Annotated in this window: 10 protein-coding genes; 5 read left to right on the top strand and 5 right to left on the bottom strand. The window is 67.4% G+C overall.

Translation table 11 applies throughout. From position 1 onward, the window contains the following. From OKW37_RS15370 to dapC, 3 genes are all read right to left on the bottom strand, one after another. Entirely contained in the window at positions 1 to 366 is a 366-nt protein-coding gene (locus OKW37_RS15370) for an ArsC family reductase (RefSeq protein ID WP_090800605.1), read from the bottom strand. Beyond that, positions 366 to 1,193 (bottom strand): 2,3,4,5-tetrahydropyridine-2,6-dicarboxylate N-succinyltransferase, encoded by an 828-nt coding sequence (gene dapD, locus OKW37_RS15365; protein WP_090800603.1) that lies wholly within the window; start codon positions 1,191 to 1,193, stop codon positions 366 to 368. Before dapD ends, OKW37_RS15370 begins: the two co-directional genes overlap by 1 nt. A gap of 73 nt (positions 1,194 to 1,266) precedes the next feature. Continuing rightward, positions 1,267 to 2,487, bottom strand: a complete 1,221-nt coding sequence (gene dapC, locus OKW37_RS15360; RefSeq protein ID WP_429405560.1) for a succinyldiaminopimelate transaminase — start codon at positions 2,485 to 2,487, stop codon at positions 1,267 to 1,269. 303 nt (positions 2,488 to 2,790) lie between these two features. Here dapC and OKW37_RS15355 point away from each other — a divergent pair, with 303 nt between their 5' ends. The 5 genes from OKW37_RS15355 to def all read left to right on the top strand — a co-directional run bounded on the left by OKW37_RS15355 (position 2,791) and on the right by def (position 11,748). Beyond that, positions 2,791 to 3,852, top strand: a complete 1,062-nt coding sequence (locus OKW37_RS15355; RefSeq protein ID WP_184056915.1) for a DMT family transporter — start codon at positions 2,791 to 2,793, stop codon at positions 3,850 to 3,852. A gap of 184 nt (positions 3,853 to 4,036) precedes the next feature. Then, positions 4,037 to 7,555, top strand: coding sequence for a chromosome segregation protein SMC (smc, locus tag OKW37_RS15350; RefSeq protein ID WP_429405562.1), 3,519 nt, complete (start codon positions 4,037 to 4,039; stop codon positions 7,553 to 7,555). 113 nt (positions 7,556 to 7,668) lie between these two features. After that, the gene (locus OKW37_RS15345) at positions 7,669 to 8,985 is read left to right on the top strand and encodes a cell division protein ZipA C-terminal FtsZ-binding domain-containing protein (RefSeq protein WP_184056911.1); all 1,317 of its coding nucleotides are present in this window, start codon (positions 7,669 to 7,671) and stop codon (positions 8,983 to 8,985) included. Positions 8,986 to 9,151: 166 nt separating this feature from the next. Further along, positions 9,152 to 11,215 (top strand): NAD-dependent DNA ligase LigA, encoded by a 2,064-nt coding sequence (ligA, locus tag OKW37_RS15340; protein ID WP_429405564.1) that lies wholly within the window; start codon positions 9,152 to 9,154, stop codon positions 11,213 to 11,215. After that, on the top strand, positions 11,215 to 11,748 hold the full coding sequence (def, locus tag OKW37_RS15335; protein WP_090800596.1) for a peptide deformylase: 534 nt from the start codon (positions 11,215 to 11,217) through the stop codon (positions 11,746 to 11,748). Before ligA ends, def begins: the two co-directional genes overlap by 1 nt. Before the next feature lie 96 nt (positions 11,749 to 11,844). On the opposite strand, the gene OKW37_RS15330 is transcribed toward def, so the two are convergent. Then, positions 11,845 to 13,989: a pseudouridine synthase gene (locus tag OKW37_RS15330; RefSeq protein ID WP_429405566.1), complete on the bottom strand. Its 2,145-nt coding sequence runs from the start codon at positions 13,987 to 13,989 to the stop codon at positions 11,845 to 11,847. A gap of 6 nt (positions 13,990 to 13,995) precedes the next feature. Next, the gene (locus OKW37_RS15325; protein ID WP_429405568.1) at positions 13,996 to 16,575 is read right to left on the bottom strand and encodes a [protein-PII] uridylyltransferase; all 2,580 of its coding nucleotides are present in this window, start codon (positions 16,573 to 16,575) and stop codon (positions 13,996 to 13,998) included. Positions 16,576 to 16,584 lie beyond the last annotated feature (9 nt).

The raw sequence follows: 16,584 nt of genomic DNA, 5'->3' as shown, positions 1-16,584 counted from the left end.
TCAGACAAACAGCGCCGCGTACTCGTCCGCCGAAAAGCCGAGCGACTTCACCCGCCCGTTCACGACCAGCACCGGCCGCTTGATCACCGACGGCTTGTGGATCATCAGCGCGATCGCGCCCGGCTGCGTTTCCGCGGCCGCCTTCATGTCGTCGGACAGAGCGCGCCACGTCGTGCCGCGGCGGTTCAGCAGCGCCTCGAGCTTGACGTCCTTGAGCCAGTCCTGCACGAGCGGCTCGGTCACGCCGGCCTTCTTGAAGTCGTGGAACTCGAACTCGACGCCGTGCTCTTCGAGCCACACACGGGCCTTCTTCACGGTGTCGCAGTTCGGAATGCCGTAGACGACGGTTTTGGTGCCGCGCGCCATCAATCGCCTCGCAGCAACTCGTTCAGGCCGACCTTCGCGCGCGTCTTCGCGTCGACCTTCTTGACGATGACCGCGCAGTACAGGCTGTGCGTGCCGTCCTTCGACGGCAGGTTGCCCGCCACCACGACCGATCCCGCCGGAATGCGGCCGTACGTGACTGCGCCGGTTTCGCGGTCGTAAATTTTGGTGCTCTGGCCGAGGTACACGCCCATCGAGATCACCGAGTTTTCCTCGACGATCACGCCTTCGACGACTTCCGAGCGCGCGCCGATGAAGCAGTTGTCTTCGATGATGACCGGGTTGGCCTGCAGCGGCTCCAGCACGCCGCCGATGCCGACGCCGCCCGACAGGTGCACGTTCTTGCCGATCTGCGCGCACGAGCCGACTGTGGCCCACGTGTCGACCATCGTGCCTTCGTCGACGTACGCGCCGATGTTGGTGTACGACGGCATCAGCACGACGTTCTTCGCGATGAACGAGCCGCGGCGCGCGATCGCGGGCGGCACCACGCGGAAGCCGCCGGCGGCGAAGTCTTCAGCGGTGTAGTTCGCGAACTTCGACGGCACCTTGTCGTAGAACTGGCTGTAGCCGCCGGCCGGCATCGGCGCGTTGTCTTCCAGACGGAACGATAGCAGCACGGCCTTCTTCAGCCACTGGTTGACGACCCAGTCGCCGTCCTTCTTTTCGGCGACGCGCAGCGCCCCCTTATCGAGTTGCTCGATCGCATGGGCGACGGCTTCGCGCACTTCTGCCGGCGCGGCTTTCGGCGACAGTTCGGCGCGGTTGTCCCAGGCGGTATCGATGATGCTCTGAAGTTGTTGCGACATATGCGTGATTATCTGAAGGGTTGAAGTCTGAAGAAGGGGATGCCGTGTAGCTCGAGCGAGGCTCAGGCTGCACTCAGTTGACACTGAGCGAGCGGCAGAATTCGACGATCCGCTGCGCGCCCGCCGTGCATTCGTCGACGTCGGCGACGAGCGCGAGGCGCACGAAATTGCGGCCGGGGTTCACGCCGTGCGCGGTGCGCGCGAGGAACGAGCCCGGCAGAACCGTCACATTATAGTCGGCGTAGAGGCGCTGGGCGAACTCGGTGTCCGTGAGGCCGGTGCGCTCGACGTTGGCCCACAGGTAGAACGCGGCGTCGGGCAGGCGCACGTCGAGCACGTCGGCGAGCATCGGCGTGACGGTCGTGAACTTCTGCAGGTACTTCGCGCGGTTCTCGCGCACGTGCGTCTCGTCGCTCCAGGCGACCACGCTCGCGCTCTGGAACACGGTCGACAGCGCCGTGCCGTGGTACGTGCGGTACAGCAGGAACGCCTTGAGAATCGCGGCGTCGCCGGCGACGAAGCCCGAGCGCATGCCCGGCACGTTCGAGCGCTTCGACAGGCTCGACAGCATCACGAGGCGCTCGAAACCGCGTCCGAGCTTGTGGGCCGCTTCGAGGCCGCCGAGCGGCGGCTTCGACTCGTCGAAATAGATTTCCGAGTAGCACTCGTCCGAAGCGATCACGAAGCCGTAGCGGTCCGATAGCGCGAACAGCTCGCGCCAGTCGTCGAGCGTGAGCACGGCGCCGGTCGGGTTGCCCGGCGAGCAGACGTACAGCAGTTGCGTGCGGGCCCACACGTCGGCGGGCACCGCCGAGTAGTCGCACGCGAAGTTGCGCGCCGGGTCGCTGTTGACGAAGTACGGCTGCGCGCCGCCGAGCAGCGCCGCGCCTTCGTAGATTTGGTAGAACGGGTTCGGACAGAGTACGATCGCAGGCTCGCCGTCAGCGTCGCGGCGCGGATTGAGCACCGTCTGCGCGAGCGCGAACAGCGCCTCGCGCGAGCCCGCCACCGGCAGCACCTCGGTCAGCGGATCGAGCGGCGGCAGGTCGTAGCGTTGCGCGACCCATTTCGCGATCGACTCGCGCAGCGGCGCCGAGCCGAGCGTGGCCGGATACGCGGCGAGGCCGCCGAGCGAATCGATGACGGCGTCGCGGATCAGCGGCGGGGTTGGATGTTTCGGCTCGCCGATGCCGAAGCTGATGTGCGCAAGGCCGGCCGGCGGCGTGACGTCCTTGAAAAGCAGGCGCAGCTTTTCGAACGGATAGGGCTGAAGGGAGTCGAGTAGCGGATTCACGGACGAAATGGCCTGATCGGGATGGACGCGGACGAATGGCGGGACAACCGGGCACGCGCGCCGGCGGGCGGCGGCGAACGGACGATTATAGCGTGGCGCGCCCGCGGACCAGGCGGGAGCCTGGCGCGCGGCGCGGGAGCAATCCGCGAGGCGGCACACCGGGGCGCCGCGGCGGGAACGGCGCGAATCTGCCACGGTTCGCGTAAAAGAATACGCAGGAGCAGCAATGTACGCAGCAGTTCAGGAGACGGCCGGCTGGACCCTCATACGACCCGCCCACGACGCCCGTCGGAGTCCCGCCCCATGACCAACTGGCTTCGCAACGGCTGGCCGACGCTCGCGATCATGCTGGGCGCGTCGGTCTGGGGGATGGTCTGGTATCCGCTGCGGATGCTGGCCGCGCTCGGGGTGACCGGCACCGCCGCGAGCGCGCTCACGAGCGGCACCGGCTGCCTGTTCGTGCTGCTCGTGCGGAATGGCGCGCTGAAGACCGTGCGGTGGCACTGGCTGCTGCCGGCGCTCGCGCTCGCCGCGGGCGTCACGAATCTCGGCTTCGTGTGGGGCGCGATCCACGGTCAGGTGATGCGCGTGCTGCTGCTGTTCTATCTGACGCCCGCGTGGACCGCGCTGTTCGCGCATTTCATCCTGCACGAGCGGCTCACGTGGTCGGGCGCGGCGCTGGCCGCGCTGTCGCTCGTGGGCGCGATGACGATGCTATGGTCGCCGCGTCTCGGCATTCCGGTACCCGGCAATCCCGCCGAATGGGCCGGGCTCGCCGGCGGCATGGGCTTCGCGATGAGCAACGTGCTGATCCTGAAGACGAGCCGCGTGCTGCCGGACATGAAGCCCGAAATGCGCACCGCGGTGATCTTCGGCGGCGCGGCGCTGTTCGGCGCGCTCGCGTCGCTGTTCGAGCCGATGCCCGCGCCGCCCGTCGGCGCGCAGCTGGGCACGGCGGCGCTGCTGGTGCTCGGTCTCGGTCTGCTGCTCGCGTCGAACAACATGCTCGTGCAATACGGGCTCTCGCGCGTGCGGGCCAATCGCGCGTCGATCATCATGCTGTTCGAACTCGTCGTGACGGCGCTGTCGGCGTGGCTGTTCGCCGGCGAAGTACCGGGCCCGCGCGAATGGGCCGGCGGCGCGTGCATCGTGCTCGCGTCGGCCTTGTCGAGCTGGGTGCATCGGACGAAATTGGCGCCGCCCGATCCCGCCATCGGGGACACGGAGGGGCCCGGCGGCGACGATGGACGCGGTGGTCAATGCGGTAGCAAACGCGGCGACCAACGCGGTGACGAACACGGCCCTGACGGCGACAGTGACGACCGCCGAAAGGGCAGTAAGAATCGTCCACGCGCGATGGTATGATTCCCCCTCATTAGCCGGCGCATGCGTATCTGTGTGTGCCTCAGATATGCATGAGCGCATGCAGCCGGCAACCAAATTGCGAAGGCTCGCGAGGTTGCGCGGGGCCGTCCCGCTGCGGCGGTGAACGACTGGCGCAACCTCGCGAGCCACCTATCACTCTCTCTTTTCAAACAGCGAAATCGCCGTGCGGCTCACCTCGATCAAACTCGCTGGTTTCAAATCCTTCGTCGATCCCACGCATTTCCAGGTCCCAGGCCAGTTGGTTGGCGTGGTCGGTCCGAACGGGTGCGGCAAATCCAACATCATCGACGCCGTGCGCTGGGTGCTCGGCGAATCGCGCGCCTCTGAATTGCGCGGCGAGTCGATGCAGGACGTGATCTTCAACGGCTCGACCGCCCGCAAGCCCGGCAGCCGCGCGAGCGTCGAACTCGTGTTCGACAACGCGGACGGCCGCGCCGCCGGCCAGTGGGGCCAGTATGCGGAGATCGCCGTGAAGCGCGTGCTGACGCGCGACGGCACGTCGAGCTACTACATCAACAATCTGCCGGCGCGGCGCCGCGACATCCAGGACATCTTCCTCGGCACCGGCCTCGGGCCGCGTGCGTACGCGATCATCGGGCAGGGCATGATCGCGCGGCTGATCGAGGCGAAGCCCGAAGAGCTGCGCGTGTTCCTCGAAGAAGCCGCCGGCGTGTCGAAGTACAAGGAGCGCCGCCGCGAGACCGAGAACCGTCTGCACGACACGCGCGAGAACCTGACGCGCGTCGAGGACATCGTCCGCGAGCTCGGCACGAATCTCGAGAAGCTCGAGGGGCAGGCGGTCGTCGCGACCCGTTATCGCGAGCTGCAAAGCGACGGCGAGGAAAAGCAGCGTCTGCTGTGGTTGCTGCGCAAGAACGAGGCGGCCGGCGAGCAGCAGCGCCAGCAACGCGCGATCGAGCAGGCGCAGGTCGACCTCGAGGCGCAAACCGCGAAGCTGCGCGAAGTCGAGGCGGAACTCGAAACGCTGCGCGTCGCGCACTATTCGGCGAGCGACGCGATGCAGGGCGCGCAGGGCGCGCTGTACGAGGCGAACGCGGAAGTGAGCCGGCTGGAAGCCGAGATCCGCTTCATCGTCGAATCGCGCAACCGCGTGCAGGCGCAGATCGCCGCGCTGACCGCGCAGCGCGAGCAGTGGCAATCGCAGGCCGACAAGGCGCAGGACGATATCGCCGACGCTGAAGAGCAACTGGCCGTCGCTGAAGAAAAAGCCGTGCTCGCCGAAGAGGACGCCGCCGCGAAGCACGATGCGCTGCCCGCCCTCGAAGCGCGCTGGCGCGACGCTCAGGCGGAGCTGAACACCGAGCGCGGCGGCATCGCGCAGACCGAGCAGGCGCTGAAGCTCGAAGCCGCGCATCAGCGCAATGCCGATCAGCAGTTGCAGCAGCTGCAGCAGCGCCATGAGCGGCTCAAATCGGAAGAGGGTGGCCTCGACGCGCCCGACGAGGCGCAGCTCGAGGAATTGCGCATGCAGCTCGCCGAGCACGAGGAAATCCTTCACGACGCGCAGAGCCGCCTCGCCGACGCGCAGGAAACACTGCCGCGGCTCGACGGTGAACGCCGCGCCGCGCAGGAGCGCGTGCAGGCCGAAAGCGCGCAGATCCATCAGCTCGACGCGCGCCTCGCCGCGCTCAGGCAGTTGCAGGAAAACGTGCAGACCGAAGGCAAGATCCAGCCGTGGCTCGACAAGCACGAGCTGGGCAGCCTGCCGCGTCTGTGGAAGAAACTGCATGTCGAGGCCGGTTGGGAAACCGCGCTCGAAGCGGTGCTGCGCGAGCGCCTCGCCGCGCTCGAAGTGTCGAATCTCGACTGGGTCAAGGCGTTCGCAACCGACGCGCCACCGGCCAAGCTCGCGTTCTACGCGCCGCCCGCGGCTGGTCAGCCTGCCGCGGCGGCGGGGGCGCTGCGCTCGCTGCTGTCGCTCGTGCGCATCGAGGACGCGGGTATCCGCGCGGTGCTGACCGACTGGCTCGGCCTCGCCTTCGTCGCCGACGATCTGCAGCAGGCGCTTTCGATGCGCGCGCAGCTGCCCGAGGGCGCCGCATTCGTCGTCAAGGCGGGGCACGTGGTCACGCGCGTCGGCGTACAGCTGTATGCGGCCGATTCCGAACAGGCCGGCATGCTCGCGCGTCAGCAGGAAATCGAAAACCTCGGCCGCCAGGTGCGCGCACAGGCATTGCTCGCCGACGAGGCGAAGGCCGCCGCGATCCGCGCCGAAGCCGCGCACACGCAAGCCGCGCAGGCGCTCGCCGAGCTGCGCCAGCAGGCCGAACGCGCGACGCAGCGGGTGCACGCGTTGCAGATGGACGTGCTGAGGCTCACCCAGGCACACGAACGCTACACGCAGCGCAGCACGCAGATTCGCGAGGAACTCGAAGAGATCGCCGCGCAGATCGACGAGCAGCGGGCGCTGCGCGCCGAGTCGGAAGCGAACTTCGAGCGTCACGACGGCGAGCTCGCCGAACTGCAGGCGCGCTTCGAAGATCACCAGCTCGCGTTCGAAGCACTCGACGAAGAACTGACGACCGCCCGCGGCGAAGCACGCGAGCTCGACCGCGCCGCCACCGACGCGCGCTTCGCCGCGCGCAACATGGCGAACCGCATCGACGAATTGAAGCGCAGCATCCAGGTCGCGCACGAGCAGAGCGAGCGCGTTGCGGGCGCGCTCGAAGACGCGCGCGCCGAACTGGAAACGATCAACGAGCAGACCGCGCACACCGGGCTGCAGGACGCGCTCGACATCCGCGCCGTGAAAGAAGAGGCGCTGCGCGCCGCGCGCGTCGAGCTCGACGACCTGACCGCGAAGCTGCGCTCGGCCGACGAAACGCGCCTCACCGCCGAGCGCGCCCTGCAGCCGCTGCGCGACCGCATCAATGAATTGCAGTTGAAGGAGCAGGCCGCGCGCATCAGCGGCGAGCAGTTCGTCGAGCAGCTGGCCGCGGCCGGTGTCGATGAAGCCGAACTGCAAGCCAAGCTGACGGCGGACATGAAGCCGTCGTACCTGCAGGGCGAAGTCACGCGCATCAACAACGCGATCACCGCGCTCGGGCCGGTCAACATGGCCGCGCTCGACGAGCTGAAGGCCGCGACCGAGCGTAAGAGCTTCCTCGATTCGCAGTCGGCCGACCTGACGAGCGCGATCGAAACGCTCGAAGACGCGATCCGCAAGATCGACGCCGAAACGCGCACGCTGCTGCAAAGTACGTTCGACGAAGTGAACCGTCATTTCGGCGAGCTGTTCCCGCGTCTCTTTGGCGGCGGCCAGGCGAAGCTGATCATGACCGGCGACGAAATTCTCGACGCCGGCGTGCAGGTGATGGCGCAACCGCCGGGCAAGAAGAATTCGACGATTCACCTGTTGTCGGGCGGCGAGAAAGCGCTGACCGCGACCGCGCTCGTGTTCGCGATGTTCCAGCTGAATCCCGCGCCGTTCTGTCTGCTCGACGAAGTGGACGCACCGCTCGACGACGCCAACACCGAGCGTTTCGCGAATTTGGTACGGGCGATGTCGGACAAAACCCAGTTCCTGTTCATTTCGCACAACAAGATCGCGATGGAGATGGCGCAGCAGCTGATCGGCGTGACGATGCAGGAGCAGGGCGTCTCGCGGATCGTCGCGGTCGACATGGAAACGGCGACGGGTTTCGCCCAGAATATCGTTTGAGTTAACGCCTTCGCGGGCATCCGCATCCAGCGCAGCGGCCTCGATGAGCGCCGCGCGGTACGTGGAGCGGACGACAGGCCCGCGCGGATAGAAGAATTGCTGATGGAGCATGCATGGACGAGTTGACACTCGGTTTGATCGGCGCGGGTGCCGTGGTGGTGGGGGGCGTGGTCGTGTACAACGCGTGGCAGGGCGCGAAGGTGCGCCGCAAGATGCCGCGGCCGATGCCGGCCGACACCGCCGAGAGCTTTGCGCGGGACGAGCATGAGGAGCAGAGCCCGTTCATCGAGCCGGCCCGGCCGACCACGCGGCGCGAGCCGAGCGTGAGCGCCGAGGCGGCCGCGGACCGGACCGCGGCGCGCGTCGAGCCGACGTTCGGCGCGGGCGCCGCACCGCTCGATACACCGGCCGATATCCAGGCCGAGATGACGTCGCCGAACGGTTATCCAGCGGCGGACGCCGATACCGTGGGCGAAGGCGAACCTGCGGCGGCGCCGGGCGCGCACGCGAAGCGGCCCACGGCCGAAGCGCCCGCGGCCCAGCCCGCGTCCGCCGGGCACGAGCGGGTCGAACCGATCCTGCCGGCCGCCACGACGATTTCGTCGGCGCCGCCCGCGATCGTCGATCGACGCATCGACTGTATCGTGCCGATCCGGCTGAACGGCCCCGTGGCCGGCGACAAGGTGCTTCCGCTTGCGCAGCGCTTGCGTCGGGCGGGCAGCAAGCCCGTGCACATCGAAGGCAAACCCGAAGGCGGCGGCTCGTGGGAGCTGCTGCAGAACGGCACGCGCTATGAAGAGCTGCGCGCGGCCGCGCAGCTCGCGAACCGTAGCGGCGCGCTGAACGAGCTCGAATTTTCCGAGTTCGTGACCGGCGTACAGCAGTTCGCCGATGCGCTCGACGCGGCGCCGGAATTCCCCGACATGCTCGAAACCGTCGCGATGGCGCGCGAGCTCGACGGCTTTGCCGCCCAGTGCGACGCGCAGTTGTCGATCAACGTGCTGTCGGACGGCGCGCCGTGGTCGGCCAACTACGTGCAGGCGGTCGCGTCGCAGGACGGTCTGCTGCTGTCGCGCGACGGCACGCGCTTCGTCAAGCTCGACTCGCGGCAAAGCCCGGTGTTCATGCTGCAGTTCGGCGACACCAACTTCCTGCGCGACGACCTCACGTACAAAGGCGGCGAGATGATCACGCTGGTGCTCGACGTGCCGGTCGCCGACGAAGACATCCTGCCGTTCCGGCTGATGTGCGATTACGCGAAGTCGCTGGCCGAGCGCATCGGCGGACGCGTGGTCGACGACGGTCGCCGGCCGCTGCCGGAAAGCGCGCTGCTCGCGATCGAAAAACAGTTGATGACGCTGTACGCGAAGCTCGAACAGGCGGGTATTCCGGCGGGTTCGCCGGCCACGCGGCGCCTGTTCAGCCAGTAAGCCTTTTGCAGCGTTCTACGCGTTTTGATGACGGCCGCACGATGTGCGGCCGTCGTCGTTTCCGGCTTGCGTCGCAGCGCGGCCCGCCCCGATTCAGCGATGTAAAGGGGCACGCTTCCTGCGATAATCCGATGTCCGACTTTCTTCTCGAGAAGCTTCCGACAGCATGGCCCGATCCTCCGTCCCTCCTTCCGCAACCAGCGCTCCGGCCGAGCGGGCCGTGTGGTTGCGCGCGGAACTCGAACGCGCGAACTACGCGTATTACGTGCTCGATCAACCGGACCTGCCGGACGCCGAGTACGACAAGCTGTTCAAGGAGCTGGAGCGCATCGAGGCCGAGCATCCCGATCTGATCGTGCCGGATTCGCCGACGCAGCGCGTCGGCGGCGAGGCCGCGAGCGGTTTCGAGCCGGTCGTGCACGATCTGCCGATGCTGTCGTTGAACAACGGTTTCGCCGACGAAGACATCGTCGCGTTCGACAAGCGCATCGGCGACGCGCTCGGCAACAACGCGAGCGAGCCGCCGGTTCCCGTCGACTACGCGGCCGAGCTGAAATTCGACGGCCTCGCGATCTCGCTGCGCTACGCCGACGGCGTGTTCGTGCAGGCCTCCACGCGCGGTGACGGCACTACCGGCGAGAACGTCACCGAAAACGTCCGCACGATCCGCTCGATTCCGTTGAAGCTGAAGGGTAAGCGAGTGCCGCGCGTGCTCGACGTGCGCGGCGAAGTGCTGATGTTCAAGCGCGATTTCGAGCGCCTGAACGAACGCCAGCGCACCGCCGAACAACGCGAATTCGCGAACCCGCGCAATGCGGCGGCGGGCAGCTTGCGGCAGCTCGATTCGAAGATCACCGCGCAGCGGCCGCTGTCGTTTTTCGCGTATGGCATCGGCGTGCTCGAAGGCATCGAGATGCCGGCCACCCATAGCGAACTGCTCGACTGGTACAAGGAGATGGGCTTGCCGGTCAATGGCGAGCGCGCGGTCGTGCAGGGCGCCGAAGGCCTGCTCGGCTTCTTCCACGCGGTCGGCGAGAAGCGCGACAGGCTCCCCTACGACATCGACGGCGTGGTCTACAAGGTCAACCGGCGCGACGAGCAGGATGCGCTCGGTTTCGTGTCGCGCGCGCCGCGCTTCGCGCTCGCGCACAAATTCCCCGCGCAGGAAGCGCTGACGAAGCTGGTCGCGATCGACGTGCAGGTCGGCCGCACCGGCGCGATCACGCCGGTCGCGCGGCTGGAACCGGTGTTCGTCGGCGGCGCGACGGTCACGAACGCGACCTTGCACAACGAGGATGAAGTGCGCCGCAAGGACATCCGCATCGGCGACACGGTGATCGTGCGGCGCGCCGGCGACGTGATTCCGGAGGTGGTCAGCGCGCTGCTCGAGCGTCGTCCGGCCGACGCGCGCGAGTTCGTGATGCCGACGCAGTGCCCGGTGTGCGGTTCGGCGATCGAGCGGCTGCCCGACGAGGCGATCGCGCGCTGCACGGGCGGGCTCTTCTGTCCGGCGCAGCGCAAGCAGGCGTTGTGGCACTTCGCGCAGCGGCGCGCGCTCGATATCGACGGCCTCGGCGAGAAGATCATCGATCAACTGGTCGAACAGAGCCTGGTGCGCACGCCGGCCGATCTGTTCAATCTCGGCTTCACGACGCTCGCGGAACTCGACCGCTTCGCCGAAAAGTCCGCGCAGAACCTGCTCGACTCGCTCGACAAGGCCAGGCACACGTCGCTCGCGCGCTTTATCTACGCATTGGGGATTCGCCATGTCGGCGAATCGACCGCGAAGGATCTCGCGAAGCACTTCGGCTCGCTCGATCCGATCATGGATGCGTCGCTGGAGGAACTGCTCGAAGTCAACGACGTGGGGCCGGTCGTCGCCGAATCGATCCACCAGTTCTTCGCCGAGGACCACAACCGCACGGTGATCGAACAGCTGCGCGCGCCGGGCAAGGTCACGTGGCCCGAGGGGCCACCAGCGCCGAAGGCGCCGCAGGGCGTGCTGGCCGGGCAGACGGTCGTGCTGACCGGTACGCTGCCAAACCTGTCGCGCGAGGACGCGAAGGATATGCTCGAGGCGGCCGGCGCGAAGGTGGCGGGGTCGGTATCGAAGAAAACCAGTTACGTGGTGGCGGGGGCCGACGCGGGCAGCAAACTTTCGAAGGCCGAGGAACTCGGCATCCCCGTACTCGACGAAGATGGTATGCGCAAGCTCCTGGAGGGGCACTGATGATTCACGACATTCTGAAGATGGGCGATCCGCGCCTGCTGCGAATCGCCGAGCCGGTCGATCACTTCGACACGCCCGAGCTGCACCGGCTCGTGGAAGACATGTTCGAGACCATGCACGCGGCGAACGGCGCGGGTCTCGCCGCGCCGCAGATCGGCGTCGATCTGCAGGTGGTGATCTTCGGCTTCGGTTCGAACGAGCGCTATCCGGACGCGCCGCCGGTGCCCGAAACGGTGCTGATCAACCCGACCGTCACGCCGGTCTCGCAGGACATGGAAGAAAGCTGGGAAGGTTGCCTGTCGGTGCCGGGGCTGCGCGGCGTGGTGAGCCGGTTTTCGATGATCCGTTATCACGGCTTCGATCAGTTCGGCAATCCGATCGACCGGGTCGCCGAGGGTTTTCACGCACGGGTTGTGCAGCACGAATGCGATCATCTGATCGGCAAGCTGTATCCGATGCGGATTACCGATTTCTCGAAGTTCGGCTTTACGGAGGTCCTGTTCCCGGATCTCGATACGAATAGCGACGACTGACACAGCTGCCGCCAACAAAAAACCCACGCCAAAGTGCGTGGGTTTTTTGTTGTGCCGATGCGCCCGCTCTCAGCAAGGAGGCGCATTGGACAGACCTCAGAACGACTCGTCTTCCGACAGATAGCGCCACTGTCCCGGCGGCAGCGCGCCGAGCATCACCTGGCCCACGCGCACACGCTTCAGGCCCACCACCTCGAGACCGACCAGTTCGCACATGCGGCGAATCTGACGCTTCTTGCCTTCGCGCAGCACGAAACGCAGCTGCTCGCCGTTCTGCCAGCTGACCTGCGCGGGCTTCAGCGCGACGTCGTCGAGCGACAGGCCGTGGCGCAGCAGCGCGAGTTTTTCGGCCGGGAAATGGTTTTCGACGTCGACCGTGTGATCGCCGTAGGCGACGCGCACCAGATACTCCTTGTCCACGTCCGAGTGACCGCCGATCAGTTGCTTCGCGATGCGGCCGTCCTGCGTCAGCACGAGCAGGCCCGTCGAATCGATGTCGAGACGCCCGGCCGGCGCGAGCTGGCGCAGATGCGACGCCGAGAAGGGGATCCCCGAACGGTCGCCTTCCCAGCGATTCTCCGGCGTGACGAGCGTGATGGCCGGCTGATAGCCGTCCTCCGCCTGGCCCGACACGAGCCCGACCGGCTTGTGAACGATCACGGTCACCTGGCTCGACTGAAAGGCTTCGGCGGCCGGGTCGATGTCGATGCGCTGATCCGGGAACACCTTCGTGCCGAGCGTATCGACGCGCTCGCCGTCGACCATGACCCAGCCTTTCTCGATCCATTCGTCGGCCTCGCGACGCGAGCACAGGCCGAGCTTGGACATCAGCTTCGACAGACGCAGCATGCCCGGCGCGTCTTCGCGATCGCGGCGGGGCGGGTGCGGAGTGTCGATGGTGGTGTCGACGGGGCGGGCGGTTGCTGATGCCGAGGCTCGCGGCTTGGCGGCGCGGGCTGGTCGATCGTCGCCGAAGCGGCGGTTCGCGGCCGGCAACGTGTCGTCGAAGCTGCGCGCAGGGCGCTCGCGACGCTCGGTGCGTTCGCCGTAGCCGCCTTTTGCCGGCTTCGCGAAGCTGCGCTCGCCACGCTCGCTTTCGAAGCGGCGCGAGGTGCTGTCGCTGCGCGCGCCTCGATCGCCACTGCGACGCTCCTGCGGCTCACCGCGATCGCTACCGAAGCGCGGACGGTCGGCGGCCTCGCGCTCCCGGCGCACCGGACGATCGCCACGCGCGCCGCCTTCCGACGGCCTGCCTGTGCCTGGGCGCGGACCGCTGAACGGACGGCGTTCGCCGGCGTCGCGGCCCGGTGCGCGCTCACCAAAACTGCGCGGTGCGCGCTCGCCGCGCTCCGCATTGCCCTCGAAACGACGGGGTGCGCGTTCTGCACGCTCGCCGAATTCGCGCCGAGGAGCGCGTTCGCCACGCTCAGCGCTGCCTTCGAAACGACGCGGCGCGCGTTCAGTCCGTTCGCCGAATTCGCGTCGAGGAGCGCGTTCACCACGCTCAGCGTTGCCTTCGAAACGACGCGGCGCACGTTCAGTCCGTTCGCCGAATTCGCGTCGAGGAGCGCGTTCGCCACGCTCAGCGTTGCCTTCGAAACGACGCGGCGCGCGTTCAGTCCGTTCGCCGAATTCGCGCCGAGGCCCGCGTTCGCCACGCTCAGCGTTGCCTTCGAAACGACGCGGCGCGCGTTCAGTCCGTTCGCCGAAATCGCGCCGAGGCCCGCGTTCACCACGCTCAGCGCTGACTTCGGGACGACGCGGCGCGCGTTCAGTCCGTTCGCCGAATTCGCGCCGAGGAGCGCGTTCGCCACGCTCAGCGTTGCCTTCGAAACGACGCGGCGCGCGTTCAGTCCGTTCGCCGAATTCGCGCCGAGGCGCCCGTTCGCCACGCTCGGCGCCGCCCTCAAAACGACGCGGCGCGCGTTCTCCGCGCTCGCCTCGCTGAGCCGCACCTTCGAAGCGGCGCGGTGCGCCCGCGGCAGCCGTGCCCCGTTCGCGCACGCCCGACCCTTCGGCACGCGGCGCGCGTGCACCGGCGCCCGCCGGCTTCGCACCGACCGGCCGCTTCGCGCCACCACCCGTCGATGCCGCGCCTTCGCGCTTCGCGCCGGCCTCGGCCTCGAATGGCTTCGGCCGCGCTGGACGGGTCGGCTTACGCGCCGACGCGCTGCCGGGGCGGACAGGGGCGCGTTCGGACGACGCCGGCCGCGGATGCTTCGCTGTTAATTTGATTCGCATGAAATCTCACACTGCGATCGCGCGCAGTAGTTCGGTCTCGACCTGAATTTGCAGGCGGTTGTCCGACAGGCTGTGTCCTTCGAGCAGAAACACGTCCTCGACGCGTTCGCCGAGCGTATTGATCCGCGCCGAGGCGACGCCGACCCGGTGCTCAGCCAGCACGCGCGCGATCGAATAAAGAAGGCCCGGCCGGTCGTTCGCCGACACGGACAGGATGTAGTATTGGCCGCGCTCATCGGCCCGCAGGTCGACGCGCGGCGTAATGGGGAAGGTGCGCGACAGCCGTGACAGCCGGCCCTTAGACGGTCCCGGCAGCAAGGTGCCGTGGCCCCCGAGGCGCGCGGTCAGCTCCTGCTCGACCAGATTGGCGATGTCGCGATAGTGCACGTCCTCTTCGGTGTGCGCGACGAGGAAGTTGTCGAGCGCGTAGCCGTGGCGCGTCGTGCTGACACGCGCATCGAGCACCGACAGGCCGTTGCGGTCGAAATACGCGCAGATGCCTGCGAACAGATCGGGCTGGTCCTTCACGTAGACGAGCACCTGCAGCGCCTCGCCGATCGGCGACGGCCGCGCGCGTACGAGCGGCGTCGGCGTTTCGACGTGGCGGTACAGCACGCGCGTCTGCCACGCGATGTCCGCCGCGTCGTGACGCAGGAAATAGCCGACGTCCAGCTTGTCCCACAGCGCCCGTTGCGCGCCTTCCGGCACGGTTTCGAGACGCAGCAGCGCGAGCGCCTCTTCCTGGCGCGACTTCAGCTCGGAATGCTCGTCCGGCTGGGCACCGCCAAGCACGGCGAGCGTGGTGCGGTAGAGGTCTTCGAGCAGCTTGCCTTTCCACGTGTTCCAGACCTTCGGGCTGGTGCCGCGGATGTCGGCGACGGTCAGCAGATAGAGCGCGGTCAGGCGGCGCTCGGTGCCGACCAGCTCGGCGAAGCGCTTGATCACTTCAGGGTCGCTCGTGTCCTGCTTCTGCGCGACCTGGCTCATCGTCAGATGCTGCTGCACGAGCCACACGACCAGCTCGCCATCCTCGCCTTCGATGCCGTGCTGGCGGCAGAAGCGCCGTGCGTCGGCCATGCCCAGCGTGGAATGATCGCCGCCGCGGCCCTTCGCGATGTCATGAAACAGCGCGGCCACGTACAGCACCCACGGCCGGTCGAAGTTGACGATCAACTGGCTGCAGAACGGGTATTCGTGCGCATGCTCGGCGACCGCGAAGCGGCGCAGATTGCGCAGCACCATCAGGATGTGCTGATCGACCGTGAACACGTGGTACAGGTCGTGCTGCATCTGCCCGACGATGCGCCGGAAATTCAGCAGATAACGCCCGAGCACGCTCGTCTGGTTCATCAACCGGAACGCATGCGTGATACCGGCCGGCTGCTTCAGGATTTCCATGAAGAGCCGGCGATTTTCCGGATCGCGCCGCCAGTGCTGGTCCATCACGTCGCGGGCGTTGTAGATCGCGCGCAGCGTGCGCGCCGACAGTCCCTTCACGCCGGGGGTGCGCTCGTATAGCAGGAACGCCTCGAGGATTGCATTCGGCTCGCGCTGGAACACGTCGTCGGAGGCGATTTCGAGCATGCCCTGCTTTTCGACGAAGCGATCCGACAGCACGCGCGTGATGCCGCTCGTGCTCGGAAACAGCTGCGCCTCGATGTTCTGGATCAGGATCGTCGCGAGTTGCGTGACCGCTTTCGCGGCCCAGTAGTAGCGGCGCATCAACTGCTCGCTCGCGCGCTTGGTCGCGGTCGGCTTGAGGCCGAAGCTTTCCGCGACCGGCGTCTGCAGGTCGAACACCAGGATGTCCTGGCGGCGCCCGGCGATCACGTGCAGCCGCGCACGCAGCGACTTCAGAAAGCCTTCGTTGTGGCGCAGCTCGCGCGCCTCGCGCTCGGTGATGAGTCCGCGTGCTTCGAGTTCGCGCCAGCTGCTGCCGAAGCCGGCCGCCTGTGTGATCCACAGGATCAGCTGCAGGTCGCGCAGCCCGCCCGGGCTTTCCTTGATGTTCGGCTCGAGCGCGTAGGGCGTGTCCTGAAACTTCGCGTGACGCTGGCGCATTTCGAGCACCTTCGCCTGGAAGAACGCCTTCGGGTCGAGCGCCGCACGGTAGCGCCGGGCGAAATCGTCGAACAGTGCGGTGCTGCCGGTGATGCGGCGCGCTTCCAGCAGCGAGGTACGCACCGTGACGTCGTTGGCCGCTTCCTCGATGCATTGCGACACGCTGCGCACGCTGCTGCCGAGTTCCAGCCCGAGATCCCACGCGAGACTGATGAAGCGCTCGATGCGCGCGTCCAGATGCTCGAGCCGCGCGTCGGGCAACAGCACCAGGATGTCGATGTCGGAGTGCGGCGCGAGTTCGCCGCGCCCATAGCCGCCAACCGCGACCAGCGCGAGGTCGTCGGGCAGCTCGCAGGTGTCCCAGGCGGCGCGCAGCGAATGGTCCGTGGCGCGCGCGAGGGCGGCCATCAACGCGTCGACGTTGGTGGACGTTCGGAAGCGTTCCAGCAACTGGGCTTTGGCCACTTTGTAGTCCGCCTTGAGCGACGAGGCATGGGAGGGGGCGACGGCTGGAACGCTACTCATTGGCAGGAA

This window comes from Paraburkholderia sp. MM5482-R2 (assembly GCF_050436125.1).
GTDB classification, from domain to species: Bacteria; Pseudomonadota; Gammaproteobacteria; order Burkholderiales; family Burkholderiaceae; genus Paraburkholderia; species Paraburkholderia tuberum.
The sequence above is the reverse complement of the archived record's forward strand: the minus strand, read 5'-3'. Positions and strand labels throughout refer to the sequence as shown.

What these genes read in the sequence shown, in the direction of transcription:
- OKW37_RS15370 (WP_090800605.1), bottom strand. Translation starts at nt 366, where the DNA reads ATGGCGCGCGGCACCAAAACCGTCGTCTACGGCATTCCGAACTGCGAC.
- dapD (WP_090800603.1), bottom strand. Translation starts at nt 1,193, where the DNA reads ATGTCGCAACAACTTCAGAGCATCATCGATACCGCCTGGGACAACCGC.
- OKW37_RS15355 (WP_184056915.1), top strand. Translation starts at nt 2,791, where the DNA reads ATGACCAACTGGCTTCGCAACGGCTGGCCGACGCTCGCGATCATGCTG.
- OKW37_RS15345 (WP_184056911.1), top strand. Translation starts at nt 7,669, where the DNA reads ATGGACGAGTTGACACTCGGTTTGATCGGCGCGGGTGCCGTGGTGGTG.
- ligA (WP_429405564.1), top strand. Translation starts at nt 9,152, where the DNA reads ATGGCCCGATCCTCCGTCCCTCCTTCCGCAACCAGCGCTCCGGCCGAG.
- def (WP_090800596.1), top strand. Translation starts at nt 11,215, where the DNA reads ATGATTCACGACATTCTGAAGATGGGCGATCCGCGCCTGCTGCGAATC.
- OKW37_RS15330 (WP_429405566.1), bottom strand. Translation starts at nt 13,989, where the DNA reads ATGCGAATCAAATTAACAGCGAAGCATCCGCGGCCGGCGTCGTCCGAA.
- OKW37_RS15325 (WP_429405568.1), bottom strand. Translation starts at nt 16,575, where the DNA reads ATGAGTAGCGTTCCAGCCGTCGCCCCCTCCCATGCCTCGTCGCTCAAG.